Raw genomic sequence first — 19,249 nt, 5'->3', positions numbered from 1 at the left:
GAGTCTACTTCGGCCAGAACCTGTATGCCCAATCAGCCGTGGATCACGCGGGCGGGTCCGGCCTGCGGTCCCAGCACTTTGATGCGCTTGGCCAGCCCCAGTGCTCCGAGAAGACGGATGCCCCAATAATTGAAATCGACCTCGTACCAGGCCATGCCATGGCAGGCCGAGACAGGATGGGCATGATGGTTGTTGTGCCATCCCTCGCCGCCGCTCAACAGCGCGACCCACCAGTTGTTGCGCGAGTCGTCGCGGGTTTCGAAGCGCCGCGAGCCCCAGATGTGCGTGGCCGAATTCACCAGCCAGGTGACATGCAGGCCGAGGGTCACGCGCATGAACAACCCCCACAGCAGCCACGACCATCCTCCGGCGAAGTAGAGGCCGATGCCGACAAGCGTCGCCGGAACCCAGTGCCATTTGCTCAGCCACAGGTAGAAGCGGTCTTTGGCCAGGTCCGGAGCATAGCGGTTGAGGAGGGGCGTGTTCCGATTCTTCAAAGTGCCGTAGAGAATCCAGCCGACGTGCGACCACCACTTGCCGTCGCGCGGCGAATGCGGATCGCCTTCGCGATCGGTGAGCTGATGATGCAGGCGATGCACTGCAACCCAATAGATCGGGCCGCCCTGCAGGGCGAGCGTGGCGCAGACGGCCATCGCGTACTCGACCCACTTGGGTGTCACGTAGCCGCGATGAGTCAGCAGCCGGTGATAGCTCATGGCGATGCCCACGTTCTGGGCCAGAACCCACAGCACCGCGGAGACGGCCAGCGCCGACCAGCTAAAGAAGAAGAGCGCGGCAATCGCGCCCACATGGAAGACGGCGATCCAGAAGCCGAAGAGCAGGTTCATGCTCTTCTTACGGCTCTGGGTCAAGACCAGCGAATCGGCTTCGAGCGTCGCGGTCGTCAGAGGATCTTCCACCAGCGTAGACATTTCCTGATTCACATCTTCGACCCTAACCAAAAGGCCTTGGGATGACTGTAAGAGTTGGGTAATAGTTCCATCTGCGCTACGTGGAAGGCACGCCCTGCGGGGAGACCTCGATGGTTCGAACCACTTCGGTCCGGGCGGTATCGGCTCGGGTAGTGTCAGTCCGGATTGGCCCCTCTTCCATTTTGCCGAAGATCATCTTGCCGGACGCTGTCTGCAGGACCGAAGTGACTGTGATTTCGACGGAGCGGCCGATCATGCGCCGGGCGTGATCTACGACGACCATCGTCCCGTCGTCGAGATAGCCGACGCCCTGGTTGTACTCCTTGCCTTCCTTGAGCACGACGATGTTCATCTTTTCGCCCGGCAGTACAACCGGCTTCAAGGAATTAGCAAGATCGTTGATGTTCAGCACGGCTACGTTGTGCAGATGCGCAACCTTGTTGAGGTTGAAGTCGTTGGTGACGATTTTGCCTTCGATATTCTTGGCCAGTTCGATGAGCTTCAGGTCGACTTCGCGGATCTTCGGATAATCGTCCTCGATGATCTGGATGGTGAGCAGCGAATTGCCCTGCATGCGCTGGAGGACATCGAGCCCGCGGCGGCCTCTTTGTCTCTTGGACCCATCCTGGGAGTCGGCTACCATCTGCAGCTCGCGCAGCACGAACTCCGGCACTACCAGCTCGCCTTCGAGGAAGCCGGTCTCGGCCATGTCGGCGATGCGGCCGTCGATGATGGCGCTGGTGTCGAGAATCTTGATGTTGCGCTTCGCCGCGCTGCGCTCGGAATTGAAAAGATCGCCGAGGGCGGAAGGATTGAGCAGATCGCCTTTGCTGGTGCCGACTACGAGTCCGACGTAGGTCATCAACAGCAGAACAAATATTTGCACAAGGCTTTGCGTATTGCCCGGTGGCAGGCTGTTGCGTATCACCAGCGAGAAGAGGAAGGCCCCGAAGATTCCGAAGATGCTTCCGGCTACGGCTCCGAGCAGACGCCGCAGGCTCAAGGCGCGAACACGCAGCTCAAAGACGATGACCAGAGCGGCGGCAGCGGCTCCGAGCATTGCAGCAATCCAGGAGATGAGACCGAAGGGACGAAAGAAATAAGAGGCGAGGGAAAGAACCAGCAAGAAAGCGATACGAATCAGAATGAGGTCCATAAAAAGCACGAGCCTCCTCGTGCAATTCGGGAGTATACGCACGCAAGCGGGCGATGGGCAAAGAGATGAATGAAGTGAGACGAACGTCCATCCACCGCGCCTGGTAGGAACGAGCCTTCGCGGACGATCGGCATTGAGGTCAAGCTCGAAAGGGGGATGGATTTGAGAACTACTCAAGTTACGTTTCAGGCAACCTATGTATTCCGGTTAGCCGCTCAGGGGCTGGCATTTTCACGCTATGAATATGAGCGGCGCAGGAGAAATATTCTCTTCCTATTCATCAAAAAGGGCAGCCCCAGCGATGTTAATCAGACAGCTTTTCTATCCCCGATAAGTAACCAAGGCGAGCACTAAAGTTTGCTTAGCGTTCCATGGCGGTCTTCGTATAATCGACTTCGCTTCAGGAGAAAGTACACGGCCGAAAGAAGACCGCTTGGGGCAACGGCGAGTTATATCTGGGCCTTCCTGAAGGTAGTTATCTCGGGAGGGTTCGTGTTACGTCTGCGTCTGATTGTTCTGGCTTTTGCTTCCTGCCTCGGTTCTCTGTTGATTCTTTCCGGCTGCGGGGGCGGCGGCTCCACTCCATCTTCTTCATCCTCCGGAACCGGCTCGGGCTCGGGCGCAAGCTCGACGAGCAATCCGACGCCTGCCATTACCTCTTTTACTCCCGCTAGCATTGTCGCCGGATCACCCGCGCAGACTCTTGCCATCAGCGGCACCGGCTTTATCTCGGCTTCGGCGGTGGGAATCAATGGGAGCGCACTTACAACTACATATTCGAGCGACAGTTCCCTGCAGGTTGCGGTCCCCGCATCCGCCATCGCCGCCGATGGAACTTTAAAGGTCACAGTTACCAATCCGTCTCCCGGCGGCGGCACCTCGCCCGCACAGGATTACGTCATCACCGTGCCCACTCCGATTGTCACCGGAATCTCACCGCAAAGCGTGATCCAAGGAACAGCCGCCACGATCACCATCACCGGAACCGGATTTGAGGCGAACTCGGTAGCTCAGTGGAACGGTTCTTCGCGCCCGACAACTTATGTCAACTCCACTACGCTGCAGATGGTCCTCTCTGCGGCTGACTTACAAAACTTCGGCACGGGTAGTATTTCGGTGGCAAATCCCGGCCTGCCGCCGACCACGCCGGTGGAGCTGTTGGTGATCTCTAATATGCCCACCATTGTCTCCCTCAGCCCGAATTCAGTTCCCGCCTATACCGGAACGAATCCGCAGCAGATATTTATCAACGGAAGCGGATTTGCCGCCAATGCCACCGTCCAGGCAAATGGCCAACCGGTGCCAGTTGTCAACCAGAACGTGACCTCCATCACCGTCACCCTGGCAGCCTCGTATTTCTCAACTCCCGGATCGATCAGTCTGGTGGTCAGCAATCCCGGGTCTCCGGTGGTCTCTTCCAATGCAGGGATTCTGACAGTGACGGCTCCCCCCGGACCAGCTTTCACTGTCTCTCCGAACTATGCTCCTGCCGGCAGTCCGGATACCACGATTACGATAACCGGAACCGGCTTCTTTCCGGATTCCGTTGTCAGCTGGAACAACACTCCGTTGGCCACCAGCTATGTGAACTCGACAAGCATCACGGCGGTGATTCCGGCGGCTCTTCTCGCCGGCTTTGCGCAAGCCAACATCAGCGTTGCCACTCCGGAAAACACAGGTCCGAGCGCTCTTCCACAGCCCTTCGACACCTTCCTGTCACTTCCCATCAACGACATCGTCTACAACACGGTGGATGGCTATATTTATGCTTCGATTCCGGGTTCGGCAGCCGGCGGCATGGGCAATAGCATCGTCGCCATCGATCCGGCCACCGGCATTCTTGCGAAAACAATTGCTGTCGGCAGTGAGCCCAATCGTCTTGCCCTGTCCACGGATGGAACCCAGTTGTTTGTCGGTCTCAACGGCGCTGGAGCAGTTCGCCAGGTGAACCTGACCACAGGAACCGCCGGTCAACAGTTTTCACTTGGCGGCGGACCCGGAGTTTACAACCCGCCCTACACCGCAGTAAGCCTGGCGGCCGTTCCCGGGCAGGCCAACTCGGTGGCGGTGTACGGATCCAACGGAGCCGTCACCATCTTCGATTCGGGAGTTGCGCGTCCTAACGCCAGCTCTGGACTTGAAACCTACTTCGACTCAAACATCGGAGCTCTAGCCTTCGGTAGTTCGGCATCGACGCTTTATAGCACCTCTGAAGCCATCGGAAGCTATCTCTACCAGCTCACCGTCGACGCGACCGGGATCACAGCTTCGAAGCAGCTGGCTACCAATGTCGGGGGCAACACGCTCCAATACGATAACGGACGGCTTTACTTCTCTTCGGGCGTCGCGCTCGATGCGACATCCGGCAATCAGCTAGGACAATTCTCGGCCCCCGGCTCGTTCTCGACTACGCCGACCGCTGCGAGCGGTCCTATCTTCTCCGACTCCACTTTGAACCTCGCCTGGATCGTTCCATCAAATTTCAACGGCTCGAGTCAGATACTGTCTTTCGACGAAGCCACCTTCGACCCGGTCACAAACATTTCCTTGACCGGCGTTGGAGCCTCGACTAATCAGATCAGTTCCAGTCCGCAGGATCTTATCCGCTGGGGCCAGAATGGACTCGCATTCCATACCGCGAATCAGCTGTATGTGATTCAGGGACCCATCGTAAAGGACATAACCAGCTCGCCGGCCGATCTCGCGCTCACAGTTCAAGCGCCTGCCACCGGAGTTACGGGATCGTCTGTCACCTACACGCTGCAGGTGCAAAACATTGGCCCCAACCCAGCCCAAGGCGTGGCGTTGACGGCCACCGTGCCGCAGTCGGTCATCTTTGGGAGCATCACGCCCACGCAGGGTCTATGCACCGGCGCGGGCGTGTTTTACTGCGATCTCGGCTCTATCGCCAGCGGCAGTTCTGCCTCGGTAACTCTAACGTTCACTCCGACCGTATCCGGAGCAATCGAAACGACCGCCAATGTATCTTCAGTCAGCTACGATCCGGTGTCGACCAACAACAACGCTTCGGGCAGCACCACGGTCACGGGCAGCTTGTTCAGTCCCGCACCGGTTGTCACGCAGCTCTCACCCATGCTGATTCAGGCTGGCTCCGGCACCTTCACTTTGACCGTCGATGGAGCAGGATTCACCTCCGCATCCACCGTGCTCTGGAATGGAACGGCACTGCCAACCACGCTGTTGAGCGGCGGCCAGCTGACTGCCACCGTCAATTCATCGTTGACCCAGCAGATGGGGTGGTCGCTCGTCTCTGTTTCTTCGGCGGGTCCCGGCGGGGGAACATCCACAGCTCTGCCGCTGAGCATCTATCAGCTTCTCAATGTCCCCGCGAATGCGATGAGTTTTGATCCATTCACCCGCAAGCTGTATGCGGTCCTTCCCAGCACCTCGACGCCGCTTACGGGTAATAGCGTGGTGGCTATCGATCCTGGCAGCGGCTCCATTGGAACTCCGGTAATGGTGGGCAGCGAGCCGAATCTGCTTTCGGAAACAAGCGACGGCAATTATCTCTATATCGGACTCAGCGGCGCCCAGAGTCTCGGCCGGTTCAACCTGTTGACTCAGTCGCTGGACTTTACTGTCACGCTCCCGACCAATGCAAACTTTGTCTCCGGAAATGCTGCCGCAATCGCAATTGCCACGGTGCCGGGTTCGGACACCAGCCTGGCTGTCGAAAATAACTCGTTCAACGGCATCAGCATTCTGGACATTTCCGGCAGCACCGGCACTTATCGCCAGAATTCAAGTTCCGCTTATTCCGGCGACAACCCTGTATTTGCCGATTCGACCCACTTCTACGCCTTCGACAGTGATACGACGGGAGCGGAGTTCTACCGCTACTCCATCGACAGCACCGGTGTACACCTGATCGACGGAACTACTTTAAATGGATTCGGCGGCTTCGGAGGCGGCTTCGCCCTGGACGACGGCCTTGTCTTTGGTACAGGAGGCGGTATCGTTAACCCCGCGACCACACCTCCGTCTCAGATTGCAGTACTGCCATTCGGAGAGGGTCCCTTCGGGACGGGCCTCATCGGTGGTGGGGTTGTTCCTTATGCCGCGGAGTCGGAATCCTTCAATGTGGCAGTCAACGATGCGGGAACGGCGCTGAGCTACCTCGACAGGTTCAATACCCAGACCTTCACTCTCGAGCAGCAGATTCAGTTTCCCACCGCCAACGTAGCGGACGTCCCAGGCACGCGGTGGGGCCAGGATGGACTGGCCTACATTATCCCGGGCGCCAATTCTTCAGCTACTCCCAATCAACAGATATTCCTGATTCAGGGACCATTTGTGCTTCCTGCAGAGGCGGTGAGCAACGCCGCACCTACAGTCAGCACAACCGATCACAACACCATCACCGCGGGAAGCGGAAACACTTACGTCAACATCACCGGCACCGGATTTCTTCCCGGGGCCACCGCGTTGTGGAACGGTTCCTCGCGAACCACAACTTACGTCAGTGGCACGCAACTCACCGTGGCAATTCCTGCCTCCGATGTGCAGTCAGCCGCAAGCATCTCGCTCAGCGTAGCGAATCCTGGCTCGACCGCATCGGGTGCAATCACCATCACCGTGCAGTAAACAGCAGAACGGCCAGTTACGGAGCACTCAGGTGCTGCCATAACTGGCCGTTCGTGTTTTAGCCGCAGGTCCTTTTTCTGAGCCTACCTGCTGTGGTTCGTCCCTAATACTTGGCGATGGCCGGGTCTAATACTTGGCGATCGTGGGATCGACGTCGTTTGACCAAGCGGTGATGCCGCCGGCACGGCTTTCAGCAGACGCTGCAGGCTCGAACTCAAAATGTGAACACGTTCAAAAACCTCTTGCAAAATTCAGCAAGAGGTCTATTCTCGTGTTGAACATGTTCAATTCTCTGCAGTGAGGTGATGACTATGTATGTTGTCGGCTGCTACTTCAGCTATCTCGTAATCAGTATTGTGCTCACCATGTGGGTGGCGCGGACCCTCTATCGCAGCGGCCGCGTCTTTCTGCTCGACGCCTTTCGCGGCAATGCGGAGCTCGCCGATTCGGTGAATCACCTGCTGGTCGTCGGCTTTTATCTGATCAATGTCGGCTATATCGCGGTGGCGCTCAAGACCACCAGCGATCTCTCCACATTGCGCGCGACCATCGAGCTGGAGAGCGCGAAGATCGGCGTAGTCCTGCTCATTCTCGGCGCAATGCACTTCTTCAATATTGCCGTGCTGGCCAACATGCGCCGGCGCGGAACCCATTTGACGGAGGCATCTGCTTCCTGAACGCCATGACGGATCAACAGAAAAAACAGCCTGCAAGTAAAAAGGCGGAAGAGACCCGGACCCGCATCCTCGAAGCTTCGCTGCAAGTTTTTCGCGAGCGCGGCTTCGAGCGGGCCACCATGCGAGATATCGCCGCCGAGGCTGGAGTAGCTCTCGGAGCGGCCTACTACTACTTCGAGTCGAAGGACGCGATCGTGATGGCATTCTACGAACGATCGCAGGGAGAGATGAAAACCGCGGTCGAAGAGACGTTGGCGCGGAGCCGTACCCTCGAGACGCGGCTGCGCGGCATCATCCAGGTGAAGTTCGATTGCTTTGAACCGAACCGCAAGTTGCTCGGCGCGCTCTCCGCGCACGCCGATCCCGAGCATCCACTCTCACCCTTCAGCCGCGACACGGCGGCGATTCGCGACCAGGATATTAGCTTCTTCGCACGCGCGGCGGAGGAGTCAAAAGTGAAGCTGCCGCCCAACATCGCCCCGTATCTGCCGCGGCTGTTGTGGCTTTACCAGATGGGATTGATTCTCTTCTGGGTTTACGACCACTCTGCGGAGCAGCGCCGGACGAAGATCCTCTTCGAGAAGACGCTGAAGATGCTGCTGCTGACACTTCGCCTGGCTGAGATTCCGCTATTGCGGCCGCTGCATCGGCTGGCGGGGGATCTGCTGAAGACGGTGTATGGAGACACGCCATGAATCTCGGATGGGAGCGAAAGGTCGGGTATTCGTTTCTTGGATTGATGATAGGGAATGCTGCTTCAGTCCTGATGCTCTTATTGGCAGGCGCACTGCAAAATCTCGGAATGTTTGCCGCGATCGGAAAATTTTCGTGGCTGCATGCCGGAGGGTCGGTTGCACTGTCGATCGCAATCCTGATTGTTTCGATGCTTGGCTGGGCGGTTGTCGGGCTCCCTTTGCTATTACTTCTTGGCGCAGAGCTCGTAGCCGATCTTTATCTGATCACGCTAGCGCTGACTGGTTCTGTGCTCGGAATGTTGGCCATGTTTCTTCTCTCCGTGGCATTTGACCACCAGGTTTTGGATACGGCGGTCTTTCGGAGCTCGCAGGGGTTAGGGTTTTTCTATGATGCCGCACTGATTGGCGGCGTGGCGTTTGCTGTCTATGGTGGCCTGATAAGGGCCGCGCTGCGCAGGCAGGCAAAAGAGAACGGCGCGCCGAAGGGCACGCCGAAATCTCTTGCCTGGTTTGATTTTTAGTACTTGGCGACCGTGGGATCTACGTCGTTTGACCAGGCGGTGATGCCGCCGGCCAGGTTGTGTACGTTCTTGAAGCCGTTCTGCGCCAGGAACTCCGAGGCGCGCTGGCTGCGTCCGCCGGTCTTGCAGTGGACGACGATCTCGGCGTTCTTGTCCAACTCGGCAAAGCGTGCGGGCAGTTCGCCGAGGGGGATCAGCTTCGCGCCGAAGTTGGCGATCTGGTATTCGTGCGGCTCGCGCACATCGAGGACGAAGACTCCGTCTTTGGCATCCAGCTTCTGCTTCAATTCCTTCGCGGAGATCTGAGGGATTCCGTTCTGCACTGGTCTGTCGTTCACTATTTCCGCCTTCGTTTCAGGAGCAATTCCGCAGAATTGCTCGTAATCGATAAGTTTGGTCACGGTGGGGTGGGTGCCGCACACCGGGCAGTCGGGGTTCTTGCGCAGCTTCAGCTCGCGGAATTTCATGTTCAGCGAATCGACCAGCAGCAGGCGGCCGATCAGCGGCTCGCCGTTGCCGAGGATCAGCTTGATGGCTTCCGTTGCCTGGATGACGCCCAGCAGGCCAGGCAGGATTCCCAGCACGCCGCCTTCGGCGCATGACGGAACCAGTCCCGGCGGTGGCGGCTCGGGATAGAGGCAGCGATAGCAGGGGCCGTCCTTCGTGGCGAAGACGCTGGCCTGACCCTCAAAGCGGAAGATCGACGCGTAGGCGTTAGGCTTGTTGCCGCTGAGCACGCAGGCATCGTTGACCAGATAGCGGGTGGGGAAGTTATCCGTGCCATCGGCGACGATGTCGTAATCCTTGATGATCTCCATCGCGTTGGCGCTGGTCAGCATGGTCTCGTGCTTCACGATCTTCACGTTCGGATTCAGCGCGATCAGCTTCTCCGCCGCGGAATCGATCTTGGGCCGGCCCACATCCGCGGTCGAGTGGATGATCTGCCGCTGCAGGTTGCTCTCGTCGACGACGTCGAAGTCGACCAGGCCGATGGTGCCGACGCCAGCCGCGGCAAGATAGTAAGTGAGCGGAGCGCCGAGGCCGCCGGTGCCCACGCACAGCACCTTCGCGGCCTTCAGCTTCTGCTGACCTTCCATGCCCACCTCGGGCAGGATCAGGTGGCGCGAGTAGCGGGCGATCTCGCTGTTGCTGAGTGACGGCAGAGTCGCTGCCGGATGTTCCAGTGTGGTTGCCATAGTTTCTTCTTCCCAGCCCCGCGTCAGCGGAGGCCTGATATCTCTGTTTCCAGCCGTTCTGCGAAAGGTGAAGGCCGGGGCTAAAGCCCTCGATATGCGACTTTTTTCCTCGGGCTAAAGCCCGAGGCTCCCTCCAAGCTTGCTTACGCGAGTCCGCCCGCTATCGACGGAATGATCGACAGCGCATCTTTCTCGCTTACCTTTGTCGATTCCTTTTCCGGAAGATAGCGGATGTCTTCGTCGTTCAGATAAACGTTCACGAACGAGCGCAGCTTGCCCTCTTCCGAATACAGATGCTTCTTGAGGTCGGGATGCTTCACGGTGAGCGCATCGAGAGCTTCGCCGACAGTTGCGGCGTTTACGTTGACCGTGTCCTGCTTGTCGGAATAGACGCGCAACGGAGTAGGGATGTGAATATTCATCGGGAAAAGATTCCTCTTAAATTTGTAATGGGTCCGAATGTGCTCCGGAGCAAAGTCGAAATCAGGCCTGGCCTGGAAGGAAAGTGCGCGAGGGCACTATCGACATCGCTCGACTTCAGGGCCGGCGGCGTGGTGCAGAGAATCCGATTGCTGCTCGACCGCGACCGGCTCATCCGCGAAAGCTTTCTCTTCCTCTGTGGGTCCGGTCAGCAAAAAGGAGTTGGTCTGCTGCGCCACACCCTTTTCGACTGCGGTGATCACATAGGAGCAGCCCAGCCAGTGCGCTTCGGCGAAGTCCGTCGTCGACCACTGCGCGGGGTGATCGGGATGCGAGTGGTAGAAGCCGACGATATCGAGTCCGCGCTCGCGGCCCTGGCGCTGAATCTTGACCAGTTCCTGCGGCGCGATGTGGTAGCGGTTGTGCGCGGAGTCGGTGCGCGTGTTGCCGGCGCGGATGGCGTCTTCGACTTCGTTGATGTCGTCCGCCGAGCGTCCGAGCAGCACGCCGCAACACTCATGGGGATAGGTCTCCTCGCCATGGCGCCGGATTGCCTTATAAATCTGCTCGTTCAGCTTCAGCATCGCTCTCCTGCTTCCTTCACTCGCTCCAGAAACGTTCGCTCAGATATTTGTCCGCCGCGTCGGCGAGAATTGTAACAATGACGGCTTCTTTTCCTTTGGCCGCTTCTTCCTCGGCAATGCGCAGGCAAGTGGCGACAGCAGCCGCAGCGGAGACGCCTACCAACAGACCCTCGGTCCGGCCGAGACGCTTGGCCATGATGTAGGCAGCTTCCGTCTCCATCTCGACGTTGCGGTCGGCGAGCGCGGAATCGTAAATCGGCGGAACAATCGCCGTGGCCATGTGCTTCAGGCCTTCCAACCCGTTGAAGGGTGAATCTGGCTGCATGGAGATGCACTGGATCGCGGGGTTCAACTCTTTCAACCGCCGCGTGGTTCCGACGAATGTTCCGCTGGTGCCCAGGCCGGCGACGAAGTGCGTTATCTGGCCGTCTGTCTGCTTCCAGATTTCATTCGCGGTGCTGAGATAATGCGCTCGCCAGTTGGCGTCATTGCCATACTGGTTGGCGTAAAAGTATTTTTCCGACTCTTCGGCGGCGAGGGCACGGGCCTTGCGGATAGCGCCATCCGAACCATCTGCCGGATCGGTCCACTCCACATTCGCTCCGTAAGCCTGGAGAATCCGTTTGCGCTCGGGGGAGACATTCGAAGGCACGCAGAGCGTGACCGGAAAGCCCATGGCCGCACCCAGCATGGCGTAGGCGATGCCGGTGTTGCCACTGGTGGCGTCGAGCAGATGCTTGCCGGGAGCCAGAAGTCCGCGCTGCTGGGCGTCGGCGACGATGGCCGAGGCGGCGCGATCCTTGACCGATCCTCCGGGATTGGCCCACTCCGCCTTGCCCAGGATCTGAATGCCGGGCAGATGCGCGGCCACCCGCTCCAGCCGGATCAATGGCGTGTTCCCGATCCGGGAAAGAAGCGGCGTGCCGAGCGAGGGCAGAGTCGAATTGGTCAGCGTAGCCATAAGCTCGTTTCTAATCCCCGGTTGCCGTTCAGGACTTCCCTGGTTGCCGTTCAAGACTGCATTGCAGCGGCAGCCTCATTGTGCGAGAGTGAGAGTGGTACGGGACGCCAGCTTTTAGTGTAACTTTGGCGACCCAACATCACAATCCTTCGAGATCGAAGCCTTTATGCCAAAGAAAGTTAAGCCGCTTACTTACGACGAAATTCTGGCCCAGCTCCGCACTCTGAAATTTGATGTGCGAGAGGTGCCCGGGGTCGCAAATCAGGTCCAGGTATCAAAGTATGGAGCGGCTGCCGTTCTGACCCGCGCCAAGGATGGCGGCGGGGCGGCCTTCGTCACCAAGCCGGGACTGGTTTTCGGCGGCGAGATCGCCCATCTGCTCGACCGCGGCTTCCAGAAGTTCTTCAAGAGCAAGCACATCGAGCTTCCCGCCACCGCGGACCGGCTGAAGGCCGAGCACCTCTTTGCCGAGGAGCTGCGCGAGGTAACCGGCGAGGTCAGCCTGTACAACGAGGCGCTCGGTTCGGTGAGCGACGAGTACATGTACGACCGTGTCAAAGGCCGCGATACCGATGCTCCGGCCAAGGGGCGCGCGCCCTGGGAATCGGCTGCCGGCGCCAGCGGCGGCCACTGAGCTGGTTGAGAGCGAAAAATCGCAACGATTGCGCTCCGTTGCGCGTCTCTCTTGCGTAGGGTTACGACGCTGTAGTCTGTTCGAACCGATCGTGAGGCGCAACCATGCTCCGCAAGCTTTCTCTGGCAGCAATCTTCTTCCTGGCCGCGCCGCTGTTTCTGGCAAATGCCGCCCCCGCGGGAGCTCCGATTCCCATGCCAGCGGAGCGCGCTGCAGATACCTACGCTATTTACAATCTCCTCTTCCCCGGTGAGCCCTTCAAGAGCCTGCCGCGCGACCAGGCCCGGCAATGGGCCATTTCGGATACGACGGTCAGCATCGTCGATATGAACCCGGCGATCCCGCCGGACGGCGAACTGAAGGCGCCTCCCGAGAATGTGAACGCCTTCAACGAGGCGCTGCGGGACTTCCAGTTTCGCCGCTACGAGCATGTGCAGCTGACCCGCCAGTTCGTTCTTGACCGCACCTACACGCTGCTCACGCCCGACCAGGTCAGCGAGTTCCGCAACGCGCGCACTTCCGCGGACGCCATCTCCGACCAACAGAACAAATATGCCGGCTACCCCGGCATTACGTTCTTCAGCCAGGTCTTCTTCAACTCCACGCAGACCGCGGCGCTGGTTTACATGAACAACTGGTGCGCCAACTTCTGCGCGGCCGGGCAGTGGATCTATCTCGAAAAACAGGGCGGCCAGTGGGTAAGGCGGTCGGGCATTACTACGAAGCTTTCTTAAGAGGTTTCAGAAAAGTCTCTTAAGAGAAGTCCAGCTAGTGGCCCGCGGATTTGCTTCTCAAGGAAGCGCTCTCTTCTGCATGGCCCGGGGATGCCTCCGCTGTTATCCGGCGCTACACTGAATGCCATGAGTACACCGACCCTGGAAGCTACAGACCTCACTCCCTCCACTGATTTTGCCCAGAAGCTCGACCGTCTCGCCGAAGTAGCCATTCAGGTGGGGCTCGGCCTCGCGCCCGGACAGGAGCTGGTGATGACCGCCACTCTGGATACACTGCCGCTGGTGCGCCGCATCCACGAGCAGGCCTACAAATCGGGAGCGAAGTTCGTGACCACGCTGCTCACCGATGAGGAGTCGACGCTGTTGCGCTACCAGTACGGATCGAACGAGAGCTTCGACTACGCGCCGGCGTGGCTCTACGAGGGGATGGCTACGGCTTTCAAGAGCGGCGCTGCGCGTCTGGCTGTCGCCGGCAGCAATCCCGCGCTGCTGTCGCAGCAGGACCCGGAGAAGGTGAGCCGGGCCAATCGCGCCGTCTCCAAGGCCTACCGGCCGGCGCTGGAACTGATCACGCGCCACGACATCAACTGGACCATCGTGCCCGCAGCCACGCCGGCCTGGGCTGCCAGCGTCTTTCCCGAGCTGCCTTCGGACCAGGCGCTTGCCCGGCTGTGGGATGCGATCTTCGCCGCGACACGCGCCGACCAGCCGGACTCGGTTGCCGCATGGAAGACGCACGATGCGAATCTGCATAAGCGCTCCGCGTTGCTCAACAACAAGCGCTACAAGACGCTGCACTTTAAAGGACTGGGCACCGATCTGCGCGTCGGCCTGGCCGACGATCATCTCTGGCTCGGTGGTGGAACAACCGCGGGCAATGGCCTTTACTGCATCCCCAACATGCCGACCGAAGAGGTCTTCACCACGCCGCACAAAGACCGCACCGACGGGACCGTGACCAGCACCAAGCCGCTCTCGCACCAGGGCACGATGATCGAAGGCATCCAGGTGCGCTTCGAAGGCGGCCGCATCGTCGAGGCCAAGGCGTCCAAAGGTGAAGGCGTTCTGCAACGCATGATCGAGACCGATGAGGGCGCGCGCCGGCTCGGCGAAGTGGCCCTGGTGCCGCATCACTCGCCCATCGCGCAGAGCGGCTTGCTCTTCAACAACACTCTCTTCGACGAGAATGCCGCCTGCCACATCGCGCTCGGACAGGCCTACAGCTCATGCGTGAAGAACGGCGACAAGCTGACTCCCGAAGAGCTGGCCAGCCGCGGCGCCAACGAAAGCCTCATCCACGTCGACTGGATGATCGGCTCGGCGGAGATCGATGTGTTCGGGGTTACGGCTGCAGGACAGGAAGAGCCGCTCATCCACGCCGGCGAGTGGGTCTAGAGTCTGTAATGCCCGCTCCGATCAAAGTGACGAATAATCAGCAGTCGAGCCGCTTCGAAAGCGAGGCCGAGGGACACACCGCTGTCCTCGCCTACGAGATCGGCGGCAACCGCATCACGCTCACGCACACCCGCGTGCCGGAAGCCATCGCAGGCCGAGGTATCGGGACGGCACTTGTCGAAGCTGCGTTATCTTTCGCTCGCGAGCATCATTTCCAGGTGGAACCGCAGTGTCCGTTTGCGGCCAAATACTTTGCCGGCCACCCGGAGTATCAATCGCTGCTGGCAAAGTAAGCCGTCGCTGAGGTTCTTCGCTTCGCTCAGAATGCCGAGTGCAGTGGATCTTGCTACCGAACATGCGCAGCAGAAAGCCCCATGGATTTTCCATGGGGCTTTCACTTTCTGCATATCTGGGGATAGTTGTTGTTGGGGCGTCGCTCAGCCGATGGCTGGCAGGCCTGCCAGCGCCATCGCGATCTCTGCCGCCGGATAATCGTAATTCTGCAATTTTCCAGACTCATAGTCGATGTAGGCCTGCATATCAAAATGGCCGTGACCGGATAAGTTGAAGAGGATCGTCCTTTGTTTTCCCTCTTCTCTGGCGAGCAGAGCTTCGCGGATAACTTCGGCGATGGCGTGGTTGGCCTCGGGAGCTGGAACGATGCCTTCCGCCCGCGCAAATTGCACACCGGCGGCGAAGGCCTCCAGCTGCTGCACCGACCTGGCTTCAATGAGCCCCAGATTCAGGACATGCGAAATGAGCGGAGCCATGCCGTGATAACGCAAGCCGCCTGCATGGATTCCCGGCGGGACGAACGTGCTGCCCAAAGTATGCATTTTGGCCAGCGGCGTTAAGCGGGCGGTGTCTCCGAAGTCGTATGTGAATTTGCCTTTCGTGAGGCTGGGACAGGCAGCCGGCTCTACGGCAACGACTTTCGCCCGGCTCCGGCCTTTGATTTTGCGCCCCAGATACGGCAGCACCAATCCCGCGAAGTTCGAGCCGCCGCCGGTGCAGCCGATAATCACATCGGGCTCGTCGTCGGCAAGTGCCATTTGCTCAATTGCCTCGAGCCCGACTACGGTCTGGTGCAACAGGACGTGATTCAACACGCTCCCCAGCGCGTACTTGGTTTCGGGGTCTTTTGCCGCGACCTCCACAGCTTCGGAGATCGCGATGCCCAGCGATCCAGGCGATTGCGGAGTGCGCTCGAGGATGGCGCGACCGGCATCTGTTTCATCGCTGGGGCTGGCACTAACCGTAGCGCCGAAGGTTTCCATCATGCCGCGGCGATAGGGCTTTTGATCGTAGCTGACCCGCACCATGTATACCTTGCACTTCAGGCCGAAAAACCTGCAGGCCATGGCCAGAGCAGAGCCCCATTGCCCCGCTCCGGTTTCGGTGGCAAGGCGTTTTGTGCCTTCCCTTTTGTTGTAATAAGCCTGCGCGACCGCGGTATTCAACTTATGAGAGCCCGCAGGACTTACTCCCTCGTACTTATAAAAAATTCGCGCCGGAGTATCGAGTGCCCTTTCCAGACGGCGTGCCCGGAACAATGGCGACGGCCGCCACTGAGCATAAATCTGCCGCACTTCTCCGGGGATTTCGATTTCACGGTCCATACTGACTTCTTGCTGAATGAGGTTGTGCGGAAAGAGCGCAGCCAGATCACCGGGACCGATGGGATTTAGCGTCGCTGGATGCAGCGTGGGAGATAAGGGCCGAGGCAGGTCAGGAAGAATGTTGTACCAAGTATGAGGAATACGGTCTTGAGCGAGATTGAACTGTATATGCTCCATCTAAGCAGAGTTACATAGAGCTTTGAAGGAAAAATCCCCGCGCCTCATATTGCGTTGTGTGACATCGCAACAACCGAACCTTGACGCGAGCGAATGCTAAACAACAGGGCGCCCCACATCCCGCGTTTGAGATGTGGGACTGCCCGATGTTCAGTGCTAAGCCTGCCCGATTGCGATGTGACTGGGCAGCTCGATGCCGCCTCGCGAGACCACCTCGAAGCGCAGCTGGTTATTCAGCGGATCGGCATCGATCTTCACATGATCCCCATGGACGATCTCACCATCGAGAATCTTGATGGCCAGCGGATCCTGAATCAGCCGCTGGATGGCCCGCTTCAGCGGACGAGCGCCATAAGCACGGTCATAGCCGCTCATGAACAACTGGTGACGCGCTTCGGCGGTCAACGCGATGGCGATGTCGCGATCGCTCAGCAACCGCTCCAGATCCTTGAGCCGCAGATCGACGATATGCGTCAACTGCTCCTCGCCCAGCGGACGGAAGACCACGATGTCGTCCACGCGATTGAGAAATTCCGGACGGAAGCTTTGCTTCAGGATCTCCATCACCTGCTCGCGCGCCGCTTCGAAGGCCGCATCGCTGTTCAGCGATTCTCCCGCCAGCGCCTGCGCGCCGAGATTCGATGTCATGATCAGCACCGTGTTCTTGAAGTCCACGGTGCGGCCCTTGGAGTCGGTCAGCCGGCCGTCATCGAGCACCTGCAGCAGCACGTTGAAGACATCGGGATGCGCCTTCTCGATCTCGTCGAAGAGCACCACCGAATATGGCCTGCGCCGCACAGCTTCCGTAAGCTGACCGCCTTCGTCGAAGCCGATGTAGCCGGGAGGCGCGCCAATCAACCTCGCCACGGCATGTTTCTCCATGTACTCCGACATGTCGATGCGGATCATGGCCTGCTCGTCGTCGAAGAGGAACTCGGCCAGCGCGCGGGCTGTCTCCGTCTTGCCGACACCTGTCGGCCCGAGAAAGATGAAGGAGCCTATCGGCCGCTTGGGATCGCTCAGACCGGCACGCGAGCGCCGGATGGCATTGGCGACGATCTTCAGCGCATCGTCCTGGCCGACGACGCGCTCGCGCAGGCGGTTTTCCATGTCGATGAGCTTCTTCACTTCGCCTTCGAGCATCTTCGAGACCGGAATACCGGTCCACTTGCTCACGATGCTTGCAATATCTTCCTCGTCGACCTCTTCCTTCAGCATGCGTGGACCAGCTGAAGCGCCATCCTGTTGCGCGTTGAGCTTCTTCAACTCGGCTTCGAGTTTGGGCAGCTCGCCGTACTGAATCTGCGCCGCCCGCTCCAGATCGCCGCGGCGCGTCTGCTCTTCCATATCATGGCGCAGAGCCTCCACCTGCTTCTTCAGCTCGCTCAGCCGGGCGATGGCCTCGCGCTCCTTCTGCCAGCTGGCGCGCAGGCCGGTAGCCTTCTCACGCAGCTCGGCGAGATCGCGCTCCACTTCCTGCATGCGCGCCTTGGAATTCGGATCGGTCTCGCGCTTCAGCGCTGCCTTCTCGATTTCGAGCGAGGTTGCCTGGCGCTCGATCTGATCGATCTCAGTCGGGACCGATCCGATCTGGATGGCCAGCGAAGCCGCAGCCTCGTCGACGAGATCGATGGCCTTGTCGGGCAGGAAGCGGTCGGAGATGTAGCGGTGCGACAGCGTGGCCGCCGCTACAATCGCCGAGTCCTTGATGCGCACGTTGTGGTGCGCCTCATAGCGCTCCTTCAATCCGCGGAGAATCGCGATGGTATCTTCCACGTTCGGCTCGCCGACGTAGACGATCTGGAAGCGCCGCTCCAGCGCAGCGTCCTTTTCGATGTACTTGCGGTACTCGTTCAGCGTGGTCGCGCCGATGGCGCGCAGCTCGCCGCGGGCCAGCGCCGGCTTCAGCATGTTCGAAGCATCAATGGCGCCTTCGGCCGCGCCTGCGCCTACCAGCGTGTGCAGCTCATCGATGAATAGAATGATCTGCCCGTTCGAATCTTCAATCTCTTTCAGAATCGCCTTGAGACGATCTTCGAACTCCCCGCGATACTTCGCGCCGGCCAGCATGGAGCCGAGGTCGAGCGAGATGACGCGCTTTTCGCGCAGAATCTCCGGCACGTCGCCGTTCACGATGCGGCGCGCGAGGCCTTCCACGATGGCTGTTTTGCCTACGCCGGGCTCACCGATGAGCACCGGATTATTTTTGGTGCGCCGCGACAGCACCTGGATCACGCGGCGAATCTCTTCGTCGCGGCCGATTACCGGATCGAGCTTGCCGCGCCGGGCCAGCTCGGTGAGGTCCTTCGCATATTTCTCGAGCGCCTGGTACTTGGCCTCCGGATTCTGGTCGGTCACGCGCTGCGTGCCGCGGACGCTGGTCAAGCTCTTGAGGATCGCGTCATGCGTCGCGCCGAGAGAGGCGAGCAACAGCTGCGCGCCGTCATTCTTCGTGTCGGCGAGAGCCAACAGCAGATGCTCGGTCGAGACGTATTCGTCCTTGAAGTTCTCCGCTTCTTTGAACGCGCGATCGAAAATTTTATTCAGGACGTTCGATACGCCCGGCTGCGAGGAGCTTCCGCTCACCTTCGGCAGCTGGCCAAGCGCCTCCTGCGCACGGGTGCGCAGCTGCGTTGTGGGCACGCCGACCTTTTCGAGCACCGGCACAATGATGCCGTCTTTGTCCTCGAGCAGGGCTGCCAGCAGATGCAGCGGCAGAACTTCCGGATTGCCGTGCTCGGTCGCCATCTGGCTGGCAGCCTGTACGGCTTCCTGCGATTTGACCGTAAATTTATCCCAACGAATTGCCATGGAGTGTCCTTTGAGTTGCTGAAAAGCGGGTGGGGCGGTCAGCTAGGAAGCGGATAGCTTAAAACAGGGTCGCTTCGGGCCGGGTTAGCGAAGGCTTATGCATCGATCCGACTTCGCTTAGCCACCCGCTTC

Annotated in this window: 16 protein-coding genes; 8 read left to right on the top strand and 8 right to left on the bottom strand. The window is 59.4% G+C overall.

What is annotated here, in order from left to right:
• Positions 1-32 precede the first annotated feature (32 nt).
• Both XX99_RS05215 and XX99_RS05210 read right to left on the bottom strand, forming a co-directional pair.
• A complete protein-coding gene (locus XX99_RS05215; protein WP_231581160.1) occupies positions 33-848 on the bottom strand; it encodes an acyl-CoA desaturase in 816 nt (271 codons plus the stop codon).
• A gap of 160 nt (positions 849-1,008) precedes the next feature.
• Complete coding sequence (locus XX99_RS05210; RefSeq protein WP_050058321.1) at positions 1,009-2,088, bottom strand: PIN/TRAM domain-containing protein; 1,080 nt, start codon at positions 2,086-2,088, stop codon at positions 1,009-1,011.
• Positions 2,089-2,580: 492 nt separating this feature from the next.
• Here XX99_RS05210 and XX99_RS05205 point away from each other — a divergent pair, with 492 nt between their 5' ends.
• The 4 genes from XX99_RS05205 to XX99_RS05190 all read left to right on the top strand — a co-directional run bounded on the left by XX99_RS05205 (position 2,581) and on the right by XX99_RS05190 (position 8,586).
• The gene (locus XX99_RS05205) at positions 2,581-6,693 is read left to right on the top strand and encodes a beta strand repeat-containing protein (RefSeq protein ID WP_050058320.1); all 4,113 of its coding nucleotides are present in this window, start codon (positions 2,581-2,583) and stop codon (positions 6,691-6,693) included.
• A gap of 305 nt (positions 6,694-6,998) precedes the next feature.
• Positions 6,999-7,370, top strand: coding sequence for a hypothetical protein (locus XX99_RS05200; RefSeq protein ID WP_197081830.1), 372 nt, complete (start codon positions 6,999-7,001; stop codon positions 7,368-7,370).
• Positions 7,371-7,375: 5 nt separating this feature from the next.
• Positions 7,376-8,065, top strand: a complete 690-nt coding sequence (locus XX99_RS05195; protein ID WP_050058318.1) for a TetR/AcrR family transcriptional regulator — start codon at positions 7,376-7,378, stop codon at positions 8,063-8,065.
• Positions 8,062-8,586: a hypothetical protein gene (locus tag XX99_RS05190; protein ID WP_050058317.1), complete on the top strand. Its 525-nt coding sequence runs from the start codon at positions 8,062-8,064 to the stop codon at positions 8,584-8,586. Before XX99_RS05195 ends, XX99_RS05190 begins: the two co-directional genes overlap by 4 nt.
• Here the strand turns inward: XX99_RS05190 and moeB are convergent.
• The 4 genes from moeB to XX99_RS05170 form a co-directional block, all read right to left on the bottom strand.
• Positions 8,583-9,782, bottom strand: coding sequence for a molybdopterin-synthase adenylyltransferase MoeB (gene moeB / locus XX99_RS05185; protein ID WP_050058316.1), 1,200 nt, complete (start codon positions 9,780-9,782; stop codon positions 8,583-8,585). The genes XX99_RS05190 and moeB overlap by 4 nt on opposite strands.
• Positions 9,783-9,925: 143 nt before the next feature.
• Positions 9,926-10,204, bottom strand: coding sequence for a ubiquitin-like small modifier protein 1 (locus tag XX99_RS05180; protein ID WP_050058315.1), 279 nt, complete (start codon positions 10,202-10,204; stop codon positions 9,926-9,928).
• A 96-nt stretch (positions 10,205-10,300) separates the two neighbouring features.
• Complete coding sequence (locus XX99_RS05175; RefSeq protein WP_050058314.1) at positions 10,301-10,786, bottom strand: Mov34/MPN/PAD-1 family protein; 486 nt, start codon at positions 10,784-10,786, stop codon at positions 10,301-10,303.
• Positions 10,787-10,802: 16 nt separating this feature from the next.
• Entirely contained in the window at positions 10,803-11,747 is a 945-nt protein-coding gene (locus XX99_RS05170; RefSeq protein WP_050058313.1) for a PLP-dependent cysteine synthase family protein, read from the bottom strand.
• 166 nt (positions 11,748-11,913) lie between these two features.
• Here XX99_RS05170 and XX99_RS05165 point away from each other — a divergent pair, with 166 nt between their 5' ends.
• The 4 genes from XX99_RS05165 (at position 11,914) to XX99_RS05150 (ending at position 14,803) form a co-directional block, all read left to right on the top strand.
• On the top strand, positions 11,914-12,381 hold the full coding sequence (locus XX99_RS05165; protein WP_231581157.1) for a hypothetical protein: 468 nt from the start codon (positions 11,914-11,916) through the stop codon (positions 12,379-12,381).
• Between the two features lie 104 nt (positions 12,382-12,485).
• Entirely contained in the window at positions 12,486-13,115 is a 630-nt protein-coding gene (locus XX99_RS05160; protein WP_050058312.1) for a hypothetical protein, read from the top strand.
• Positions 13,116-13,241: 126 nt separating this feature from the next.
• Positions 13,242-14,510: an aminopeptidase gene (locus tag XX99_RS05155; protein ID WP_050058424.1), complete on the top strand. Its 1,269-nt coding sequence runs from the start codon at positions 13,242-13,244 to the stop codon at positions 14,508-14,510.
• An 8-nt stretch (positions 14,511-14,518) separates the two neighbouring features.
• Positions 14,519-14,803 (top strand): GNAT family N-acetyltransferase, encoded by a 285-nt coding sequence (locus XX99_RS05150; protein WP_050058311.1) that lies wholly within the window; start codon positions 14,519-14,521, stop codon positions 14,801-14,803.
• Positions 14,804-14,947: 144 nt separating this feature from the next.
• Here the strand turns inward: XX99_RS05150 and XX99_RS05145 are convergent, their stop codons facing one another.
• Both XX99_RS05145 and clpB read right to left on the bottom strand, forming a co-directional pair.
• Positions 14,948-16,306 (bottom strand): TrpB-like pyridoxal phosphate-dependent enzyme, encoded by a 1,359-nt coding sequence (locus XX99_RS05145; protein ID WP_050058310.1) that lies wholly within the window; start codon positions 16,304-16,306, stop codon positions 14,948-14,950.
• Positions 16,307-16,462: 156 nt separating this feature from the next.
• Entirely contained in the window at positions 16,463-19,117 is a 2,655-nt protein-coding gene (gene clpB, locus XX99_RS05140) for an ATP-dependent chaperone ClpB (protein WP_050058309.1), read from the bottom strand.
• Between the last annotated feature and the right edge of the window lie 132 nt (positions 19,118-19,249).

The sequence above is a fragment of the Silvibacterium bohemicum genome, from assembly GCF_001006305.1.
GTDB lineage: Bacteria > Acidobacteriota > Terriglobia > Terriglobales > Acidobacteriaceae > Silvibacterium > Silvibacterium bohemicum.
The sequence above is the reverse complement of the archived record's forward strand: the minus strand, read 5'-3'. Positions and strand labels throughout refer to the sequence as shown.